We start from the raw sequence: 18,073 nt of genomic DNA, 5'->3' as shown, positions 1-18,073 counted from the left end.
AGAACCAGTAATGTCTGCAAAAAATCGTGCCATCCTTTCTGCAATTGTGGCCTTTGTATTTTATAGCCTCTGGTCCTGGTGGGTTAATAGTATGGCCAGTGACGATAACGCGCTGGTGCTGCGCAGTGCGATTTTACAGGGAAGTTACAGCGCTCTGATGACAGTTACCTTTACGGCATTTCTCAACTGGACACTCAGTAAAATGAAGTGCCACAAACGGCCTCAGATTGCAGTTCTGCCCCCTTTGGCGTTTCAATCCATCATGGTGGTGTTGCTCAATGTGATAAACAACACCCCGGATGTGGCAGCAACAGTGGCTCCCAGTATTTTAATGACAGGCATATATGGCTTTATTTACGCCCAGTCTTTGCTCAAGACACCAGAATACATCTGTAAGTATAAGCTGGATGGCTACGAGCAATACCAGAGCGACTCTTCAGCTACGCCACCTTCTGCGCCTTAGGTTTAAGACTGAAGTTTAGCACGATAAAGCCAACCACACCGGACAACAAGGAGCCCAGAATAATACCAAGGCGTTCATCAAATAGTGGGATGGCACCGGTTTCTTCAAACGCTAAGGAGCCAATAAATAAACTCATGGTAAAGCCCACACCACACAGTAACGAGATACCATACAAACTGAGATAAGACATACCTTTAGGCAGCTTTGCCAGCCCTAGTTTTATACTCAGCCAGCACAAGCCAAAGATACCAATTTGTTTACCCACAAAAAGTCCGGCCGTAATACCTAGCGGCACCGGATGCAATATCTGCTCAAAGGTGACCCCTTCCAGACTGATGCCGGCATTGGCGAAGGCAAAAATAGGCAGAATAAAAAAGGCGACAACCCCGTGCAGATCATGTTCCATTTCTTTTAGTGGCGAAGGCTGATCCGGTTGTTTATGTTTCATGGGAATAAACATAGCGATAATGACACCCGCGAGGGTGGCGTGAACACCCGACTTTAACATGGCCACCCACATGACTACGCCCACAAAGATATAACGACTTCGATCAGAAATACCGCGATAATTCATAAAGGCTAATACGGCGGTACAGATGGCTGCAACCACCAGTGCCGACACGGAAATTTTACTGGTATAAAACAGGGCAATGATAATGATGGCCCCCAGGTCATCAAAAATGGCCAGCGAAGTCAGGAATATTTTTAAACATACCGGAACACGTGAGCCCAGCAAAGACAAAATACCCAGCGCAAAAGCGATATCTGTAGCGGCTGGAATAGCCCAGCCTTTCAGGGTAACCGGGTCATTTTGATTAAAGAAGTAATAAATAGCAGCAGGAGCCAACATCCCGCCCACAGCACCAATAGCCGGAAACACAATATTCGCCGGATCCGAAAGCTCGCCTTCCATCACCTCGCGTTTTAGTTCCATGCCCACCAACAGGAAAAACACCGCCATTAAGCCATCGTTGATCCAAAGCAATAACGGTTTTGCGATTTCCAGCTTACCGACTTTCACTGCCACCGGCGTATCTATCAGTAAATCATACCAGGCCGACAATGGCGTGTTGGCCGCGATCATGGCAAATACCGCGGCGAACATTAAAATGATACCAGCAGAGGATTCCTTATCTAAAAACTCTTCAATGACGGACTTTTGCATTGTGTGTTCTTTGGGCTGCATGTGTATTTGATGTCCTCAGTATAATTTCAGAATATCACTATAGCTGCCTGTTCATTATAGTTGAATGACAATTGCAGCAAGAAGAAAGCAACGGTGGCTTAAAAACCCCACCAATATCCTAATTTTTTGCGTAACTTTAATGAACGGATCAGGTTATAAGGTTTCGCTTTCAAATGATCCCGACCTTTTTCGAGACTCAACAAAGTCGCATCCAGCACTCGTTGTGAAGATTTGCCATCAGAGTAAGGGTGTAATTGCGCTACCGCCTCTGTAATTTTAGCCGTTAACTCTCCTTTTGCATCGAGAGCATGTTCTATCATTTCCCGCAATCGGGTTGCATCGTTAAAATCCAGTAAATGCGGATCAGGCTGTGAATTAGCAAAAGTCACCACCGGTTTGTTCAACAGGGCAAACTCGGTAATTATCGAAGATGTATCAGAAACCATAACATCAGCACACTGCAACAACCCGGCTATTTCCTGAGTTTCCACCACTTTTAAGTTGGCATTTTCGATGTCCCTATATTGCTGTTGCCAGTGGGCATCCATTTTTGGATGAAACTTCACCAACCATTGCCACTGTCCGGTTTCCGACAATGCTTTAATTTGCTCAAACAATGCCGGAGCACTGGTCAAAGCTGGTGAAAAGGTGGGTGCAAACAAAACGACGGGTCTTTGGTCTCGCTCAGGCCAGTGATAAGGTTTGGCATTAAACAAGCTATCCACCTTCGGCCAGCCGGTTTCTATTACATCAAAATGGCGATGTGGTTGCGCCAGTTCATTAAATTTTTTGGTAAACAATGGTCCCTGAGTGCAATAGAGATCAAACATGCCGCGGATGCGAAAATGGCCCTTTTTCTTCCATTCGAAGCCGTGAAACAACTGCACTTTCAAACCGGGGAAAAAATCCGGTATCAGATTACCGGGTATATACACCGCATCTGGATTAAACGCCTTAACTGCGGGGACATTGGGTAACAAGGTTTCATCTTCAGCAAAATAGCTCAGGTTGACATGTTCCCCCTCCACAAACCAGGCAACCTGGTAGCCACGGTCCCGAATTGCCGCCTGCAATGGACGTAAAATCTCAAAAGCATAGTTTTCCGAGATATACATCAGAAACCGTTTCATCATCTTACCTCTTTGATGACTTCAATAATTTCTGTGGTAGAAACAGAAGGTGTACGAGGCAAATACACTACATCACAAATATCCTTGAACTCGTCAAAACGCCCTACCCAATCATCCCCCATCACCAGGGCGTCGGCCTTTGCCTCCAGGATATACTGACGCTTGGCTTCCAGCGAGTGCTCCACAAACACTTCGTCAACAAACTTCAGCGATTCAATAATCTCCATGCGATTGTCTAGTGAATAAATCGGATTACGTCCCTTTTTACTGAAGTTTAATTCATCAGAAGACACGCCGACAATTAAATAATCCCCCTGTAATCTGGCCCGCTTTAACAATTTAACGTGACCAACGTGAAAGACATCGTAGGTTCCAAAGGTGATTATTCTGCGCACTCGCCACTCGCCATTCATTAATTTAAGATCTCACCCAGGCCTGTTCAATCCCGGGATACCACAAGCCGTAACCGCGAAGAATAGCAATTCACAGATGCCGAGAAAAGTCGGAAATGTGATTGTTGTCATTATTGCCCTTTAACCCTGACAACTTCCTGTTAGAATTGGCGGCGCATTGCATCCAGAGGACGAAACGTGAAGCACCTGACTTTCCTGATTTTATTAAGCTTAAGTGGCCAGTCATTGGCCAAAGGCGTATCCCCCTATTTGCCCATTAATTTGGCGCCAGAAGTGGAATTACAAATAGAAAAATTGATGGCAATGACCGGAGATACGCCACTGGCGAAACCATATAAAGCAACGGAGTTACTCACCCGTCTGGAAGCCATAAAAGACTATCATCCGGTATTACATAATCGCTTATCCTCTTATCTGGCGCGTTATACCGAAACCATGGCCAATACGCACAGAGCCCTGACCTTGTCTGTCAGCGATGACAATGCCCGTCATCAGGAAAATAATCGCGGTGTGCAACACAATACCAATGTTGAAGTTTCTGCTGCGGCTCATGTTTTCTTTAATCCCTATATTTATCTGGCAGCCGGTGCCAGTTACAACGATGAAAGTGGTAAAGCCGCCACCAATACTCACTTGAGTATGGGCTATGAATACCTGCAACTGGATATTGGTTTCAGAGATCACTGGCTGTCGCCCATGCAGGACTCTGCGATGCTGTTAAGCACCCATGCCGAAAACCCACCCTCAATAACTCTCAGCAACTCCACCGGTATTTCAGACTGGAATTTTCGCTATGAGCTGTTTTATGCCAAGTTTGATGAGAAAACTAATATTAACAGCCTGGGAACAATAAGCGCAGGTAAACCAGAGCTTACCGGAATGCACTTCAGCTTCAGCCCTGTGGAACGCTTGTCTGTCGGACTGACCCGCACCTATTACTTCGGCGGTGGCAACCGGGATGGTGGCTTTGGGATCGGTTTGAAAGGACTTTTTAGCCCTTCTTCTCTGGAAGATAATTCTCAAGACAACAACGAGCAGGGTTACGGTCAGACCGCACTAAGTGCTAAATGGAATATAGGCCTGGAAACGCCCCTGTCAGTTTACGCTGAATTTGCCCAATATCAGCGGGATGCACTGACCGCAGCCAAGGATAGCGGCGACGCAATATCGCTGGGCTTATTTATGCCGGTGGTGTTTGAAACCATGTCGCTGCGTTATGAAATTACCGATCGGGATGCTGGCTGGTATCAATCGTCTTTCTACCAACAGGGCTATAGCAACAAAAACGTCTTATTGGGGCATTGGAGCGCCGATGAGTTTGGCACCAGCATCAGCCCTGAAGCGCTGACTCACCACATCATGATGGACTGGGAACTATTTGATGATCAACAGTTAGCCATCAAACTTACCCATCAAAGTATCGAAGACACCGCCGGATTGTCCGACACCTTTCAGATGAACGCCCGCTACAGCTTTGCTACACAATACGGTTTTTGGGGTCTGGATGGCACATTTGGCAAAGATGCATTGGGTGAAAACTACAATCGCCTTAGTGCCTTTTATCGCTGGTAAAGGGCCCGGTGAACAGCTGGAAGTCTTTCACTTATAACCACAATCAGGCTAAGCTAGGCCTTGAATAATTAAGGATAACGGTAGATACCCTATGAACACAGCAGCACTGTATCCTGGAACGTTTGACCCCATTACCAATGGTCACGCGGACCTTATCGAACGCGCAGCGAAGCTCTTCGCCAAAGTCACGGTAGCTATTGCCTCAAATCCCAGTAAAAAACCCTTGTTTAGCTTAGCTGAGCGGGTTGAACTGGCACAGCAGGTTACAGCGCACCTGGACAACGTCAATGTGGTGGGTTTCCAGGGGTTGTTGGCGGATTTTGCCAAAGAGCACAACGCCAATGTGCTGATTCGAGGTTTACGGGCCGTGTCGGATTTTGAATACGAGTTTCAATTAGCCAATATGAATCGTCGTTTAAATCGCGACCTGGAAAGTGTGTTTTTAACCCCGGCTGAAGAAAACTCTTTTATCTCCTCAACCCTGGTGAAAGAAGTCGCCTTGCATCGCGGCAAAGTAGATGAATTTTGCCATCCCATTGTGCAACAGGCACTGGCTAAGAAGTTTCACAGCGACAAGTAAGCTCCAGACATGCCAGAACTTCCGGAAGTCGAAACCACCAAAAGAGGTATTACACCTCATATCCTGAACCGCAAGATAGCTGATGTCACTGTTCGTCAGGCGTCACTGCGTTGGCCGGTGCCGGATAATATTCAGGCAATCTTACAGGGTAAAACCGTTACGGCCATTGAGCGACGGGCGAAATACCTGCTGATTTTCCTGGATAATATTGAACAACAGGCTCTGCTGATCCACCTGGGCATGTCTGGCAGTTTGCGTATTGCCAAGCAGACTGATCCCGTACTTAAACATGATCATCTGGATATTGCCTTTGCGGATGGGCAGATACTGCGCTACTCAGATCCGCGCCGGTTTGGTTGCATACTATGGCTGGATACGCCACCAGCAGAACACAAACTGCTGAGTCATCTGGGGCCTGAACCCTTATCAGATGCCTTTAATGGCGATTATCTGTGGCACAAGTCCCGGGCTAAGTCCTTGGCGGTTAAACAGTTTGTCATGGACCAAAAGGTGGTAACAGGTATCGGGAATATCTATGCTACAGAAGCCCTGTTCACCGCAGGCGTGCATCCCAACAAGCCCGCCGGTAAAGTATCCAAAAACAAATACAACATTTTTGCCGAAGCAGCAAAGCAGATACTACAGCGCTCTATTACTCAAGGGGGAACTACCCTGAGAGACTTTGTGGGTGGTGATGGTAAACCCGGGTATTTTGCGCAACAGCTGTTAGTCTATGGTCGCAAGGGTGAACCATGTCCACAATGTGAAACAAGGTTGAAAGAAGTTCGCTTATCTAATCGCAGCTCGGTGTATTGCCCAGCTTGCCAGAAATGAAGTCGACAAAGGGCAGCAACACTACCGTTCGGTTCCAGCAGCGCCTGTCACTCGCTCTGACAATTTGGCTAATGTGGCAAGGGATCTGGCACCTGGCCTTTGAATACGTCATCCGCTATCCACAACACCCCATTGCCCTTCTGGTTGCCGGTAAACTGGCTACAGAGTTGCTGTTTTACGCCTGGTTAGCTATAGGCTTATACCGTGAACAGGGCCTTAATCGGCTGTTGAAAATAATATTACTGGCAGTTGTGCTAATGGTGTTCTTATTAACACTAAGACAATGGCTGATAAACCTGGGAATGAGTTTATAACTCAGGTGTTTGGGCTACAGGGAATAACTGCTCAATTGCCACGTCTTGCGCCAGATACCAACGTCCAGCAGACTGTATTACTGTGCCACGCTCTACTGCATATAGTTGAAACACGCGCTTTTTATCCTCACCCGCTAATAACACAGACACGATGTAAGGCGCTTGCTCAGGGGTAACATTGGTTTGCTGTACTTCTAACATCAACCATTGCTCTGATAGTGGTACCAGGCCATCGATAGCAATGCTCTGTTCACCTTTAACGCGCCAGTCCTGACCTATGCGTTCTAATCGAACGAAGCCAAAATCCAGGCTCATGATAACGCTGTAGGGAGGAAACAGCGGTATAACCTCGTTTGAAGGCTGTTCACCATCGTTGATCATGTCGTTGCTGAGTGTAAACAGGTACACCATAAACAACATGGCCAGAATCACGACGTTATTCCAGGCTCTTTGACTGAGTCTAAGCATTGTTGCGGTAGTTAAATTGCGATATTGGCAGTGTAACGGTTCGACAGAAAAAGAGAAGTTTTTCAGCAGGATAACGCAAAAAACCCGGCTTAAACCGGGTTTTTCGGGAGACAAAAACCAAAAAGATTACTTAATCTTTGCTTCCTTAAAAAGCACGTGTTTGCGAACAACTGGATCATACTTTTTGATTTCCATTTTGCCCGGCATGTTACGCTTGTTTTTGTCTGTCGTGTAGTAATAGCCTGTGTTAGCTGTAGATACTAATTTAATTTTATCGCGCATTACTCAGACTCCTTAAACTTTTTCGCCGCGAGCACGCATTTCAGTTAATACTGAATCGATGCCTTTCTTATCGATAATACGCATGCCTTTAGTAGAAACACGCAGTTTAACGAAACGGTTTTCAGACTCAACCCAAAAACGGTGAGATTGTAGATTTGGCAAAAAGCGACGACGCGTAGCGTTGTTCGCGTGAGAGCGGTTGTTACCTACCGCAGGGCGTTTGCCAGTAACTTGACATACTCTGGACATTGTTGTTGTCTCCAAAAATTACTTACTTTACCCGACCTCATATATCCGACATTCAGCCGCTGGTCAGAAGATGCTCATACAAGAGGGCGCACTTTATACAGTATAAAAAGCCCAGATTCAAGTAAAAGTTAGAATAAAGGGCTATTTTCAGCACTTTAGGGCCAGTTTGCTATCATAACATTCCGCGCTCCGCCATTGAGGTGTGTCGCCCCTCTCCCACAATAATGTGATCCAATACCCGAATATCCAGCAGAGCCATGGCCTCAATAATTCGCTGGGTGATTTGCTGATCGGCTGGACTGGGTTCAGCAATTCCCGAAGGATGGTTGTGAGTTAAAATAACCGCAGCCGCATTATGAGATAAAGCCAACTTCACCAGCTCCCTGGGATAGACAGGTGCAGCATTAATAGTACCAAAGAACACTGGCTGAAAGTGCAAAAATTGGTGCTGTGAATCCAACAACAATATAGCAAAGACTTCCTGGCTGTAATGGGCCATTCTGCGACTGATGAAATTCATGGTATACGCAGACGAAGTAAATTGCGGCTTTTGCTCTGGCTCTGATTCAAAGTAGCGACGTGATAATTCCAGCACCGCCTGCAATTGCACGTACTTCGCAGTTCCTAAACCTTTGCCCTGACAAAATTCTCTGAGGTTGGCAGCCATCAGGCGCTTTAATGAGCCAAACTCCACCAGCAATTGCCTGGCCAGATCAACGGCATTGGCTCCGGGAATACCGGTACGCAGGAAGATAGCTAAAAGTTCCGCATCGGATAGCGATTGAGCGCCCAGATTGAGCAGTTTTTCACGAGGTCTCTCGGCCTTGGGCCATTGTGACATTTTCATAGAAACAATCCCTGTAACATTAGTACGAATTATTATGAAAATCCGCACTGTTAATTGATAAACAATAATTATTATCAAAGCAGTTCCTCTGCTTTCATGTTAATCTACATAATTAGTCGAAAAAGAACAATAGTATTTCTTCTATGGGATCCTTGCTCAACACCAATATTTTATTGGGCATAACCGGGGGCATAGCTGCATACAAAACCCCGGATTTAGTTCGAAAATTAAAGGCTAAAGGAGCCAATGTGCGGGTTGTATTAACGCAATCCGGCAGAGAGTTCGTTTCTCCTTTGTCATTGCAGGCAGTCTCCGGCAATATCGTTTCTGACGATTTACTGGATCCAGCTGCTGAAGCTGCCATGGGTCATATTGAACTGGCCAAATGGGCCGATCTCTTACTTATCGCACCCGCCACTGCCAATACCATTGCCAAACTAGCTCATGGTCTGGCTGATGACCTGTTAACCACCCTGGTGCTGGCTACAACAGCCCCGGTGCACATTGCTCCGGCCATGAATCAACAAATGTGGCACGCCACGGCGACCCAGGAAAACCTGGCTATACTCAGCCGCCGTGGAGTCAACATGATTGGACCCGATCAGGGCGAACAAGCCTGTGGTGATGTCGGCCCGGGGCGTATGCTGGAGCCTCAGGATATTGCCGATCTTTTGGATTCACAATCAACAGGTGGTCAGTTGCAGGGGAAGAAAATCGTACTGACAGCCGGACCAACCAGAGAACACATCGATCCGGTGCGTTATATGAGCAATCACAGCTCTGGTAAAATGGGTTATGCCCTGGCGCTGGCGGCGCAACAAATGGGAGCCGATGTCACCCTGGTATCCGGCCCTGTTAACCTGCAAGCTCCGCAAGGGATTAACTTAAAGAAAGTTACCACTGCTGAAGAAATGTTAAGCGCTGTCATGGCCGAAATTCAGAACTGTGATATCTTTATTGGTTGTGCCGCTGTCGCCGATTACAGGCCCAGTCAGGTAGTTGACCAGAAAATTAAAAAGAGCAATACTGAGTTAACACTCACTTTTGTTAAGAATCCCGATATACTAGCTTCTGTTGCAGCTTTACCCAAGCCCCCCTACACCGTGGGCTTTGCCGCTGAAACTCAAAATGTAGCGCAATATGCAAAAGATAAACTGGCTCGCAAAAAGCTGGATCTGATTGCGGCTAACGATGTTTCCCGTCAAGATATCGGTTTCAACAGTGAACAGAATGCCCTTACCCTGTATTGGGCCGACGGCGAAAAGCAACTGCACAAAGCCAGTAAAACACAAATTGCCATGCAATTGATGGAATCAATCGCACAACGATACCAACAGAAAAAGCAATAACATGCACAAGATTGACCTTAAAATTTTAGACTCCAGACTTGGAAACGAATTCCCGCTACCAGAATACGCTACACCCGGCTCCGCCGGCATGGATCTGAGAGCTTGCCTTGACGCTCCTTTAACATTAGAACCCGGCCAAACAGAACTTATCCCGACAGGTCTGGCGATGTACATTGGCGATCCTGGATTGTGTGCCACCATTTTACCGCGTTCAGGTCTGGGCCATAAAAAAGGTCTGGTATTGGGTAATCTTGTGGGGTTAATTGATTCTGACTATCAGGGGCAGTTAATGGTTTCTGTGTGGAACAGAGGTCAACAGAGCCAGGAAATAAAGCCCGGTGAACGCATTGCGCAGCTGGTTATCTTGCCAGTCATTCAGGCGCAATTTGAAATTGTTGAAGAATTTACAGAAAGCGAACGGGGTCAGGGGGGCTTTGGCTCGTCTGGCACACATTAATTCAGGGACAGGATTTATTTCAGGTTACCACTATGCCAGCTACTCGTAAGAACAATCGCAAAGCGCAAATATTACAATCTCTTGCCGTCATGTTAGAAACACACCATGGGCAGCGTATCACTACCGCTAAATTAGCCGAAAAAGTGGGCGTTTCAGAAGCCGCACTGTACCGTCACTTTCCCAGTAAAGCGCGCATGTTTGAAGGCCTGATTGAATTTATCGAAGAAACTCTGTTTAGTCGTATCAACAAGATTGTTGACGAAGAAAAGGACACAGGCAACCGTTGCCAACTAATTTTGCACCTTATTCTGGGCTTTGCCGAGAAAAACCCAGGTATCACTCGTATTTTAAATGGTGATGCCTTACAGGGTGAGCAAGAGCGTCTGCGCACCCGTATCGCTCAGTTATTTGAGCGCCTGGAAACGCAATTAAGACAAATATTGCGGGAGCGGAAATTGCGAGAAGGCAAAGCTCTGCCAGCGGATGAAACCCTGATCGCCAACATCCTGATTTGTTATGTGGATGGCCGTATTAACCAGTTTGTGCGTTCAGAATTCAGTGCCAGACCTACTGATGGTTTTGCTGCCCAATGGAAGTTTATGCGGGAACGCTTTTTTGGCTAGAAACGGTTGAATTAACGAAGAAGGGCTGCAATTGCAGCCCTTTTTTATGTGCTTTATGCACGCTGACCGTGATTAACGACCAAAGGTATTGCCAAAGAAGCTGTCGTCATTCCAGGTGGGTTTATTTTCCTGGTTAGCAATGGTCTGCCCTATCTGGATGTTAACTTCAGCAAACTTAACCGCCGCTTTCCAGTTAAATTCCTCAGAGTATTCATCACAGGGTTTGTGATAACAATTGCCAAAGAACTCCCCGAATTTCTTTCCGCCGTCCACTTCCGGATCTACCGCGGTCCAGCCGGGAATAACAAATACTGAAGGCACGCCTTGTTTTACAAAACTGTAGTGATCAGAGCGAGTGAAAATGGCTTGATCAGGCATAGGATCTGGACCCAATGTCAAATCATGATATTGCGCTGCGGCTGTTACGGACGCTTTCAGGCTGCTGTGCTCAGCACCAAAGGCGATGACATCCGCAAATTCATAGGTCAATACCGGCATATCCAGATTCACATTGGCCACGATTGACTCGATGGGTACTGTGGGGTTTTGCGCATAGTAGTCTGAGCCCAACAGGCCTTTCTCTTCTCCGGTTACCGCCACAAACAGGATTGAACGCTTAGGTGCAGGCGCCTGCGCCAGTAAACGCGCCGTTTCCAGTAACACAGACGTACCGCTGGCATTGTCTAAAGCGCCGTTATTGATTTTGTCTTTTTCAACAGTTTTGGCGATGCCAATGTGGTCGTGGTGAGCCGAAAAAGAAACATATTCTTTGGCTAACTCAGGATCGCTTCCAGGTAAGATAGCCACCACATTGGGGCTGGTAATTTCCTTAAACTCGCTTTTCTTGCTCAGCTCAATACTGGATTTCATCGCAAAGGCTTTAGGAGACTTGTCTTCTTCCAGCTCGGCATAGATCTCGTCAAGGGTCATTTGCTCATCAGCAAACAACATTTTAGCGGTATCCGGGCTCAGTGACGCACCATTTTTAAGCTCAGCAAAGGTATTGGCAGGGGTGCCATCATCTTTTAACCAACGCACTCTGGGCACGTGAATGTAACTCAGTGAGCGCTCGTAAGGTCTGGCTTTTTCACTGCGCGGTGTCGGGATAACAATGGTGCCCTTGGCGCCGTTTTCCGCGGCATATTTGCCCTTTTGATAGCCGGAAGCAAAGTGTGCACCTTCTTCACTGGGGAAAGACTGTGGCTTACCTGACAACATCACCACAATTTTGTCCTTCACATCAATATCAGCATAATCATTGTGATTCAGCTCAGGTGCGATAATGCCATAGCCGACGAATACCAGCTCACCTGTTACATGAGCTTCTTCGGAAGTAGAACTGGGGCTCACCAGGAACTCTTTAGGGTATTTCAGTTCGGTGCTTTCACCCGCTTTATTCAATACAAACCTGGGCGACTCCTGATCTAAGAACGATTGACGGAAAGTCACTCGCTGCATATAGCTGCCATTGTCGCCAGCAGGCAGTAAACCATATTGTTCAAACTGCGAGGCAATATACAAAGAGGCAATCTCTAAACCTTTCGAGCCAGTATCACGACCTTCCAGTAAATCATGAGATAAGAAACGTAAATGGGCTTTAATGCGATCTTCATCAGCTTGCAACATTTCCGCATGTCCCGGCGCGCTTAATAAAGCACCCAGTAACAGATAAAGTGTAAATCTTAGTTTTTTCATAGAGGTTTATCTTTCAAGAAACGGTTATTTTTATGGCCTGTCAGACCTTGTTATACAGGAACTCCCTGATTCCTACATTATGGCATAAGTTTATCTTTTTCCAGCTTGACAGTCATTGTCGATAATTTATCCTTAAAGAACAGCTGTTCTTAAGGAACGACAAATGGCGAGAAGACCACAATATAATGTCGACGAAGTATTAACAGAAGCCATCCAGATATTTCTGGAGCACGGGTTTAATGGTGCAGTGATGGATGAAATTATTGCTCGTACCGGCTTTAACCGACGGGGTTTTTATCTGGAATTTGGCTCAAAACAGAGCTTTCTGTACAAGGTGCTGGATCACTACCACAAAACCGTATTGCAACTAGCCATCAGGCATCTGGAAAACAATAAAGGTCTGCCATCCATTACCGCCTTTTTTCAGCAATACATTACACTGGTTAAAGGTAAAGGTTGCCTGCTGGTTAATACAGTGACAGAGTTAGGTTTCGATGATAAACATGTCAAAAGCGTCGGCCGACATTATATCGATCAACTGGAGATAGGCTTTATTGGCTGCCTGGAGCGCGCAATCGAGCACCAACAGGTTCGGGCAGATGTCAATATAGAGGCCACTGCATTGCAACTTTGTAATTATGTACAGGGCTTTGCAGTCACCGGGATCCTGGCGGGTGCCACGGATGAACTGGAATTAGCCACAGAGGCATTGTTAGGGCCACTAGCCGCCTAGAAGGTTTTTATGACAGAATTTAAGCGTGCTCGCGGAGCAAAAGAAAAAGAAGTCAGACGCAAAGCAATACTGGCCTCAGCAATCAATCTATATCAGAAGAATCCGGGAGTCTTACCTACCACAGCGCAAATTGGTAAAGACGCCGGTGTCGCTAAGGGTACACTGTATCTTTACTTTCGCAGTAAAGAAGAAATCTTTCTCGCGATCCTGGAAGAGTACCACCTCAACTGGTTGAAAACCTTTCACAAATACGGGCAAATGGACGAATCCATTATGCTGACGTTACTGGACACCAGCTGTGCCTATATGGAAGAAAATCCGGTCTTTATGCAATTGGCTTGCATGAGCACCAGTGTGATCGAACAAAATGTTGATTACAAAGTGTTACTGGCCCACAAAAACGAACAGGCCAAAGCCACCAAAGAAGCCGCTCGCTCCATTGCGGCAATGTTACCGTCACTGACCGAAGAAGACACTGCCGCCCTTATTGTACGCAGTTATGCGATGCTGTTAGGTTTGTGGCAACTGTCTCACCCTACCGACAACATCGCAAAAGTACTGATGTCACCCAGTCTGCAGATCCTCAAACCTGAGTTTAGTACCTCAGCCAGGCATGCTTTAGAGCAATTGTGGCGGGCAACCATCATTAATAATAAGCCAGAGAAAAGCGGTATCTGGAAAAAGCTGTTTTCTTCGTCCTGAGCTCTTGAAAAGTACGAAATTAGCGCCATTTCCAGGCTAACCTTTAATTACAGTACCTATTGCACGGCTTTTTGAGTCGGGCGGATAATATGAGCGAAAAACAACCTTTATATCGAATTCAGTTTATTGCCAACAGTGAACGCTACGAGCTTTATGTCCGGGAGTTAACTCAGGGCAGCTTGTTCGGTTTTATCGAAATTGGTGACTTTGTCTGGGACAATCACACCAGTCTAGTGGTGGATCCCAGCCATGAAAAGCTAAAATCTGAATACGCTAACGTAAATCGCACCTATATTCCTTTGCACAGCGTATTAAAAATAGATGAAGTCAAAAAACAGGGAACTGCCAAAATTACTGACTTAGGCGATAAGGTAGCGCAATTCCCCTCCCCGATTTACACTCCAAAAAACTAATTCGATAGCGCTGAATTGGTATTTCATTGCAGGTGGCTTACACTAGGCCATCTGCAAATTAACCAAATAACAATAATGAAACACCTTCTGTTCATCCTGCTCATCGTCAGTAGCGGTAGTTTTGCCGCGCAAAATGATAAACTCAATCAATTACTGGACAATATCTGGAACTGGGAGCTGGAAATCAGCCCGCTGATGGCTACTCGATTCGGTATTCAGCAGGACACCGGACGCCTGGCAGATATCTCTCCCGAAGGCTTAGCAGCTCAGCAACAACAAGCTTTGCAATTTATGCAGCAGTTAAATGCCATTAACGCGGCAAAGCTGGATATTTCACAACAGATATCCTTATCTATCCAAAAACTGCGCCTGCAAAATCAAATTGATGAATATCGCTTTAATGGTCACTACTTACCCTTTACCTCAGAATCCGGGTTTTACAGTGGTTTAGCTTTTCTGCCCAGCACTCACAAATTTAACAGCGCAGCGGACTTTGAGTTTTACCTGCAGAGACTCAGTGATTTTCCCCGTTATTTTGAACAGCAAATTCATTGGTTAAAAGCAGGCTTGCAATCCGGTATGACTCAACCAAGAGAAGTTCTGGATATCGTACCGCAACTGGTTAAAAACTTTATTCATGAAAACCCGACGGAAAGTGTTTACTACCAACCGTTTGCTAAAGAGTCAGTCAACTTTCTGGACGATGAACAATGGCAAGATTTGCAAAAACAAGCACAGCATGTCATTTCCAACAAGGTGATTGTTGCCTATCAGAAACTGCATGTCTTTCTGGAAGAAAAATACCTGCCGGGCGCCAAGCAAGACCTCGGCGCGATTAGCTGGCCAGAAGGTGAAGCCTATTATCAAAATCGGGCGGCTTACTACACCACAACAGCATTAACCGCAGATGAAATCCACCAGCTGGGTTTGAGCGAAGTTAAACGGATTCGCGATGAAATGCAGCAGGTGATCGACGCACTTGAATACGAAGGGGAACTGGCAGATTTCATTCACTTCCTCAGAACCGATCCGCAATTTTATGCCAAAACAGAAGATGAGCTGTTGCGTTATGCTGCCTACCTGTCCAAACGCATGGATGCCAAACTGCCCAAGCTGTTTTCCTATTTGCCACGCACACCTTATGGCGTAGCGCCGGTTCCAGCAAATATTGCACCTAACTATACTACCGGCCGTTATATCTCTCCCTCCAATGATACCGAACCGGGCTATTACTGGGTAAACACTTACGCGCTGGACAAGCGTCCGTTATACGCCCTGCCCGCACTGACACTGCACGAAGCGGTGCCAGGTCATCACCTGCAAATTGCACTATCTCAGGAGCTGGAAGATTTACCCAACGTCAGACGCTATACCTATATTTCGGCCTTTGGTGAAGGCTGGGGACTGTATTCTGAATATCTGGGTAAAGAGGTGGATTTTTATGAAACCCTGTACGATGAATTTGGCAGCTTGAGTTACGAGATGTGGCGAGCGACCCGTCTGGTGGTGGATACCGGCATCCACACCAAAGGCTGGACACGTCAGCAAGCGGTAAACTACATGTTAGAGAATACCGCACTCTCTGAGCACAATGTGCGCACTGAAGTGGATCGCTATATTACCTGGCCGGCACAGGCTCTGTCTTACAAGATTGGGGAACTGACTATAAAGCGCTTACGCCAGTTAGCCGAAGATAAACTGGGTGATAAGTTTGATGTGCGAGCTTTCCACAAAGCGGTACTGGAGCACGGCTCTGTACCTCTGACGACACTGGAAGCCAATATTGAACGCTTTATAGCGAGCCAGACGGAATAAACCAGAAACAAAAAAATCAGCCAGTCTGGTTGAGTTTCGGTTCAGTTTAATTAGAATTCGGGCGATACCATGTAAACGGTATCACCCTTTTGTTAGCGTCAAAGGAAAATTTATAATGATAGCAGCTGTCTCCATAATTATGTTTATGGTGATGTTCCTGATTTATTTTGTCGTGAAAAATCAAACCATGGCAAAAGAACTCAGAGAATTCCGATATCTGGCTCGAACCGCCGAAAATAAATCAAAATTTGCATTAGTGACCGTGGACTCTTTAGCGGCACAAATTCAAAAAATGCTCAGCAGCCAACTGGATTCAGCGCAAAAGCGTGGACTGATAAAAGGTGAGCAATACGAGAAAACCGCCGCAATCTTTAAATGTTTTGAAACTGTGGTCATGCAATGTTGCGAACATGGTTCAACGGTTGAAGAAGCCCTTAAGCGCAATCTGACTAGTGATGGCAAAACCCTGGATGATATCAAGAAATTTATTTCTGAAATGCCGTCGGAAGTACGGGTCCCCTGGGTTAAAAATGATGTTACCAGCTTTGTGATTGCCTGCACCAACATTATTAATCACTATATGAATCCAACCTCTAAAGCAGAGCCGGCTGAAAAAACCGAAGCGAGTTAAATAGCTTCCAGCCTTTTCAGTAATGCCTGCGCTTCCTGGTCAGGTACCGGCATTACTGATAAACGCGCACCTTTTTTAACCAAAGCTAATTCCTGAATTTCCGGCATGGCTTTTATCTCAGCCAGGGATAAGAGCTTGCCGTATTTCTGTTTAAATTTGATATCCACCCGATACCAACGAGGATTATCGGTTCTGGCTTTGGGATCATAGTATTTGGCTTCCGGATCAAACTGAGTGCCATCCACATAGCCCTCTTTAACCACCTCCGCCATGCCCACAATCCCCACGTGCTTGCAACTGGAGTGGTACATAAACACCTGATCACCCAGCTTAATGTCATCCCTTAAAAAATTGCGGGCCTGATAATTACGCACCCCATCCCAGGGTTCCGTCTGATTAGGACGCGCAGCCAGATCATCAATGCTAAAAGCATCCGGTTCAGTTTTAAATAGCCAATATCTCATCGGAGCATCTTTACCTTTGTTTATTTTTCACCACACATCAAGCATATACCCCTCAGAGCTAAAACAAAACTTGCAAGTTTTCAGACAACAAATATACTGTATTTATATACAGTATATTTAATTTCAGGTATTCAGGTATTTTCGGTGAACAACATCCTTAGCTATCTTAAAAGTAAGCATTTGATATGGCAGGGAAAAGCTATTAATGAGCCCGACGGCAGCAGTCTATCTGGCTACCCAGAACTGGATGCGGGGCTGGAAGGCGGATTGCCGACTCAGGGGGTTATTGATATTCATTCCGATATTGGTATTGGCGAGCTGCGCTTGTTTCTGCCTTATATTTTGCAGCGTCAGAACCAACAACAACGCCTGCTGGTGATCATTGCCCCGCCTTTGCAGATCAATGGTGAAATGTTGGCGGAACTGGGCATCGATTTAAGTCAGGTCTTAGTGATCCGCCCGGGCGACCAGCAACAGGCTTTATGGGCAGCCGAACAATGCCTGAAAAGCGACTGCTGCCACACCGTACTAAGCTGGTTGCAAAATCTGGAAATACACCAGGTAAAACGATTACAACTGGCAGCAAAACAAAGTCGTGCTGTACAGGTTATTTTTCGCCAACAACAGACTCAGGGCTTATCTTTACCTGTTACCTTGTCTATGTCTTTGCAACCACAAGCACAAGGTTTACGCATCAAGGTGAATAAGCGCATTGGCAGTTGGCGACATCAGGATATCCAACTGAATATGCAGGCACTCTGGCCAGCTTTGCAATTACCGGAACAACATAATAACGATAACAATATTATTCCGTTTCCAAAGCAACGCGCCAGTTAATTTCGGTCACCAGTCG

Annotated in this window: 23 protein-coding genes; 14 read left to right on the top strand and 9 right to left on the bottom strand. The window is 46.1% G+C overall.

The annotated features are described in order from the left end of the window. Positions 1-10 precede the first annotated feature (10 nt). Complete coding sequence (locus tag ACXAD8_RS15600) at positions 11-463, top strand: hypothetical protein (RefSeq protein ID WP_475230566.1); 453 nt, start codon at positions 11-13, stop codon at positions 461-463. Here ACXAD8_RS15600 and nhaA read toward each other — a convergent pair. The 3 genes from nhaA to ACXAD8_RS15585 all read right to left on the bottom strand — a co-directional run bounded on the left by nhaA (position 441) and on the right by ACXAD8_RS15585 (position 3,174). Then, positions 441-1,628, bottom strand: a complete 1,188-nt coding sequence (gene nhaA, locus ACXAD8_RS15595; RefSeq protein ID WP_475230563.1) for a Na+/H+ antiporter NhaA — start codon at positions 1,626-1,628, stop codon at positions 441-443. The genes ACXAD8_RS15600 and nhaA overlap by 23 nt on opposite strands. 119 nt (positions 1,629-1,747) lie before the next feature. Then, positions 1,748-2,782, bottom strand: coding sequence for a CDP-glycerol glycerophosphotransferase family protein (locus ACXAD8_RS15590; RefSeq protein ID WP_475230560.1), 1,035 nt, complete (start codon positions 2,780-2,782; stop codon positions 1,748-1,750). Continuing rightward, positions 2,779-3,174 carry an FAD synthase family protein gene (locus ACXAD8_RS15585; RefSeq protein WP_475230557.1) on the bottom strand — a complete coding sequence of 132 codons (396 nt, stop codon included), beginning with the start codon at positions 3,172-3,174 and terminating at the stop codon, positions 2,779-2,781. Before ACXAD8_RS15585 ends, ACXAD8_RS15590 begins: the two co-directional genes overlap by 4 nt. Positions 3,175-3,369: 195 nt before the next feature. On the opposite strand from ACXAD8_RS15585, the gene ACXAD8_RS15580 reads away from it, so the two are divergent. The 4 genes from ACXAD8_RS15580 (at position 3,370) to ACXAD8_RS15565 (ending at position 6,492) form a co-directional block, all read left to right on the top strand. Next, positions 3,370-4,764 (top strand): capsule assembly Wzi family protein, encoded by a 1,395-nt coding sequence (locus ACXAD8_RS15580; RefSeq protein WP_475230554.1) that lies wholly within the window; start codon positions 3,370-3,372, stop codon positions 4,762-4,764. Positions 4,765-4,855: 91 nt separating this feature from the next. Further along, positions 4,856-5,344 carry a pantetheine-phosphate adenylyltransferase gene (gene coaD, locus ACXAD8_RS15575; RefSeq protein ID WP_475230551.1) on the top strand — a complete coding sequence of 163 codons (489 nt, stop codon included), beginning with the start codon at positions 4,856-4,858 and terminating at the stop codon, positions 5,342-5,344. A 9-nt stretch (positions 5,345-5,353) separates the two neighbouring features. Next, on the top strand, positions 5,354-6,178 hold the full coding sequence (gene mutM, locus ACXAD8_RS15570) for a bifunctional DNA-formamidopyrimidine glycosylase/DNA-(apurinic or apyrimidinic site) lyase (protein ID WP_475230549.1): 825 nt from the start codon (positions 5,354-5,356) through the stop codon (positions 6,176-6,178). Then, positions 6,175-6,492 carry a hypothetical protein gene (locus tag ACXAD8_RS15565; protein WP_475230546.1) on the top strand — a complete coding sequence of 106 codons (318 nt, stop codon included), beginning with the start codon at positions 6,175-6,177 and terminating at the stop codon, positions 6,490-6,492. Before mutM ends, ACXAD8_RS15565 begins: the two co-directional genes overlap by 4 nt. Here ACXAD8_RS15565 and ACXAD8_RS15560 read toward each other — a convergent pair. The 4 genes from ACXAD8_RS15560 to radC all read right to left on the bottom strand — a co-directional run bounded on the left by ACXAD8_RS15560 (position 6,487) and on the right by radC (position 8,338). Beyond that, positions 6,487-6,960 carry a hypothetical protein gene (locus ACXAD8_RS15560; RefSeq protein ID WP_475230543.1) on the bottom strand — a complete coding sequence of 158 codons (474 nt, stop codon included), beginning with the start codon at positions 6,958-6,960 and terminating at the stop codon, positions 6,487-6,489. The genes ACXAD8_RS15565 and ACXAD8_RS15560 overlap by 6 nt on opposite strands. Positions 6,961-7,086: 126 nt before the next feature. Beyond that, positions 7,087-7,242: a 50S ribosomal protein L33 gene (gene rpmG, locus ACXAD8_RS15555; RefSeq protein ID WP_229529675.1), complete on the bottom strand. Its 156-nt coding sequence runs from the start codon at positions 7,240-7,242 to the stop codon at positions 7,087-7,089. Positions 7,243-7,254: 12 nt separating this feature from the next. Then, a complete protein-coding gene (gene rpmB, locus ACXAD8_RS15550; protein ID WP_229529674.1) occupies positions 7,255-7,491 on the bottom strand; it encodes a 50S ribosomal protein L28 in 237 nt (78 codons plus the stop codon). Positions 7,492-7,663: 172 nt separating this feature from the next. Next, positions 7,664-8,338 (bottom strand): RadC family protein, encoded by a 675-nt coding sequence (gene radC / locus ACXAD8_RS15545; RefSeq protein ID WP_475230539.1) that lies wholly within the window; start codon positions 8,336-8,338, stop codon positions 7,664-7,666. Between the two features lie 143 nt (positions 8,339-8,481). On the opposite strand from radC, the gene coaBC reads away from it, so the two are divergent. From coaBC to slmA, 3 genes are read left to right on the top strand one after another with little or no spacing between them, the layout of a single operon-like run. Beyond that, positions 8,482-9,687: a bifunctional phosphopantothenoylcysteine decarboxylase/phosphopantothenate--cysteine ligase CoaBC gene (gene coaBC, locus ACXAD8_RS15540; RefSeq protein WP_475230537.1), complete on the top strand. Its 1,206-nt coding sequence runs from the start codon at positions 8,482-8,484 to the stop codon at positions 9,685-9,687. Position 9,688: 1 nt separating this feature from the next. Beyond that, entirely contained in the window at positions 9,689-10,144 is a 456-nt protein-coding gene (dut, locus tag ACXAD8_RS15535; protein ID WP_475230534.1) for a dUTP diphosphatase, read from the top strand. Between the two features lie 32 nt (positions 10,145-10,176). Further along, positions 10,177-10,767 carry a nucleoid occlusion factor SlmA gene (gene slmA / locus ACXAD8_RS15530; protein WP_475230531.1) on the top strand — a complete coding sequence of 197 codons (591 nt, stop codon included), beginning with the start codon at positions 10,177-10,179 and terminating at the stop codon, positions 10,765-10,767. A 72-nt stretch (positions 10,768-10,839) separates the two neighbouring features. Here slmA and ACXAD8_RS15525 read toward each other — a convergent pair whose 3' ends face one another. After that, a complete protein-coding gene (locus ACXAD8_RS15525; protein WP_475230528.1) occupies positions 10,840-12,462 on the bottom strand; it encodes a M28 family metallopeptidase in 1,623 nt (540 codons plus the stop codon). Positions 12,463-12,625: 163 nt separating this feature from the next. On the opposite strand from ACXAD8_RS15525, the gene ACXAD8_RS15520 reads away from it, so the two are divergent. The 5 genes from ACXAD8_RS15520 to ACXAD8_RS15500 all read left to right on the top strand — a co-directional run bounded on the left by ACXAD8_RS15520 (position 12,626) and on the right by ACXAD8_RS15500 (position 16,756). After that, complete coding sequence (locus ACXAD8_RS15520) at positions 12,626-13,195, top strand: TetR/AcrR family transcriptional regulator (RefSeq protein WP_475230525.1); 570 nt, start codon at positions 12,626-12,628, stop codon at positions 13,193-13,195. A 9-nt stretch (positions 13,196-13,204) separates the two neighbouring features. Further along, positions 13,205-13,897, top strand: a complete 693-nt coding sequence (locus ACXAD8_RS15515; protein ID WP_475230522.1) for a TetR/AcrR family transcriptional regulator — start codon at positions 13,205-13,207, stop codon at positions 13,895-13,897. 89 nt (positions 13,898-13,986) lie between these two features. Next, positions 13,987-14,310: a DUF1820 family protein gene (locus ACXAD8_RS15510; RefSeq protein WP_475230519.1), complete on the top strand. Its 324-nt coding sequence runs from the start codon at positions 13,987-13,989 to the stop codon at positions 14,308-14,310. A gap of 75 nt (positions 14,311-14,385) precedes the next feature. Beyond that, positions 14,386-16,125 (top strand): DUF885 domain-containing protein, encoded by a 1,740-nt coding sequence (locus tag ACXAD8_RS15505; protein ID WP_475230516.1) that lies wholly within the window; start codon positions 14,386-14,388, stop codon positions 16,123-16,125. A 115-nt stretch (positions 16,126-16,240) separates the two neighbouring features. Beyond that, complete coding sequence (locus tag ACXAD8_RS15500) at positions 16,241-16,756, top strand: hypothetical protein (protein WP_475230514.1); 516 nt, start codon at positions 16,241-16,243, stop codon at positions 16,754-16,756. On the opposite strand, the gene ACXAD8_RS15495 is transcribed toward ACXAD8_RS15500, so the two are convergent. After that, positions 16,753-17,220 carry an EVE domain-containing protein gene (locus ACXAD8_RS15495; protein WP_475230511.1) on the bottom strand — a complete coding sequence of 156 codons (468 nt, stop codon included), beginning with the start codon at positions 17,218-17,220 and terminating at the stop codon, positions 16,753-16,755. The genes ACXAD8_RS15500 and ACXAD8_RS15495 overlap by 4 nt on opposite strands. A 144-nt stretch (positions 17,221-17,364) precedes the next feature. Between ACXAD8_RS15495 and imuA the strand changes: the two genes are divergently transcribed. Then, positions 17,365-18,057 (top strand): translesion DNA synthesis-associated protein ImuA, encoded by a 693-nt coding sequence (imuA, locus tag ACXAD8_RS15490; protein ID WP_475230508.1) that lies wholly within the window; start codon positions 17,365-17,367, stop codon positions 18,055-18,057. Positions 18,058-18,073 lie beyond the last annotated feature (16 nt).

The organism is Planctobacterium sp. AWH2_060, from assembly GCF_056158425.1.
Note: the sequence above shows the minus strand (reverse complement) of the source record. Positions and strands in the feature narration are given on the sequence as shown.

Excerpts from the sequence above, each read along its gene's own strand:
- radC (WP_475230539.1), bottom strand. The coding sequence starts at position 8,338 with ATGAAAATGTCACAATGGCCCAAGGCCGAGAGACCTCGTGAAAAACTG.
- nhaA (WP_475230563.1), bottom strand. The coding sequence starts at position 1,628 with ATGCAAAAGTCCGTCATTGAAGAGTTTTTAGATAAGGAATCCTCTGCT.
- ACXAD8_RS15600 (WP_475230566.1), top strand. The coding sequence starts at position 11 with ATGTCTGCAAAAAATCGTGCCATCCTTTCTGCAATTGTGGCCTTTGTA.
- ACXAD8_RS15565 (WP_475230546.1), top strand. The coding sequence starts at position 6,175 with ATGAAGTCGACAAAGGGCAGCAACACTACCGTTCGGTTCCAGCAGCGC.
- ACXAD8_RS15495 (WP_475230511.1), bottom strand. The coding sequence starts at position 17,220 with ATGAGATATTGGCTATTTAAAACTGAACCGGATGCTTTTAGCATTGAT.
- ACXAD8_RS15520 (WP_475230525.1), top strand. The coding sequence starts at position 12,626 with ATGGCGAGAAGACCACAATATAATGTCGACGAAGTATTAACAGAAGCC.
- ACXAD8_RS15505 (WP_475230516.1), top strand. The coding sequence starts at position 14,386 with ATGAAACACCTTCTGTTCATCCTGCTCATCGTCAGTAGCGGTAGTTTT.
- ACXAD8_RS15510 (WP_475230519.1), top strand. The coding sequence starts at position 13,987 with ATGAGCGAAAAACAACCTTTATATCGAATTCAGTTTATTGCCAACAGT.
- ACXAD8_RS15525 (WP_475230528.1), bottom strand. The coding sequence starts at position 12,462 with ATGAAAAAACTAAGATTTACACTTTATCTGTTACTGGGTGCTTTATTA.
- ACXAD8_RS15515 (WP_475230522.1), top strand. The coding sequence starts at position 13,205 with ATGACAGAATTTAAGCGTGCTCGCGGAGCAAAAGAAAAAGAAGTCAGA.
- ACXAD8_RS15500 (WP_475230514.1), top strand. The coding sequence starts at position 16,241 with ATGATAGCAGCTGTCTCCATAATTATGTTTATGGTGATGTTCCTGATT.
- rpmB (WP_229529674.1), bottom strand. The coding sequence starts at position 7,491 with ATGTCCAGAGTATGTCAAGTTACTGGCAAACGCCCTGCGGTAGGTAAC.
- slmA (WP_475230531.1), top strand. The coding sequence starts at position 10,177 with ATGCCAGCTACTCGTAAGAACAATCGCAAAGCGCAAATATTACAATCT.
- dut (WP_475230534.1), top strand. The coding sequence starts at position 9,689 with ATGCACAAGATTGACCTTAAAATTTTAGACTCCAGACTTGGAAACGAA.
- rpmG (WP_229529675.1), bottom strand. The coding sequence starts at position 7,242 with ATGCGCGATAAAATTAAATTAGTATCTACAGCTAACACAGGCTATTAC.
- ACXAD8_RS15590 (WP_475230560.1), bottom strand. The coding sequence starts at position 2,782 with ATGATGAAACGGTTTCTGATGTATATCTCGGAAAACTATGCTTTTGAG.
- coaD (WP_475230551.1), top strand. The coding sequence starts at position 4,856 with ATGAACACAGCAGCACTGTATCCTGGAACGTTTGACCCCATTACCAAT.
- coaBC (WP_475230537.1), top strand. The coding sequence starts at position 8,482 with ATGGGATCCTTGCTCAACACCAATATTTTATTGGGCATAACCGGGGGC.
- ACXAD8_RS15560 (WP_475230543.1), bottom strand. The coding sequence starts at position 6,960 with ATGCTTAGACTCAGTCAAAGAGCCTGGAATAACGTCGTGATTCTGGCC.
- mutM (WP_475230549.1), top strand. The coding sequence starts at position 5,354 with ATGCCAGAACTTCCGGAAGTCGAAACCACCAAAAGAGGTATTACACCT.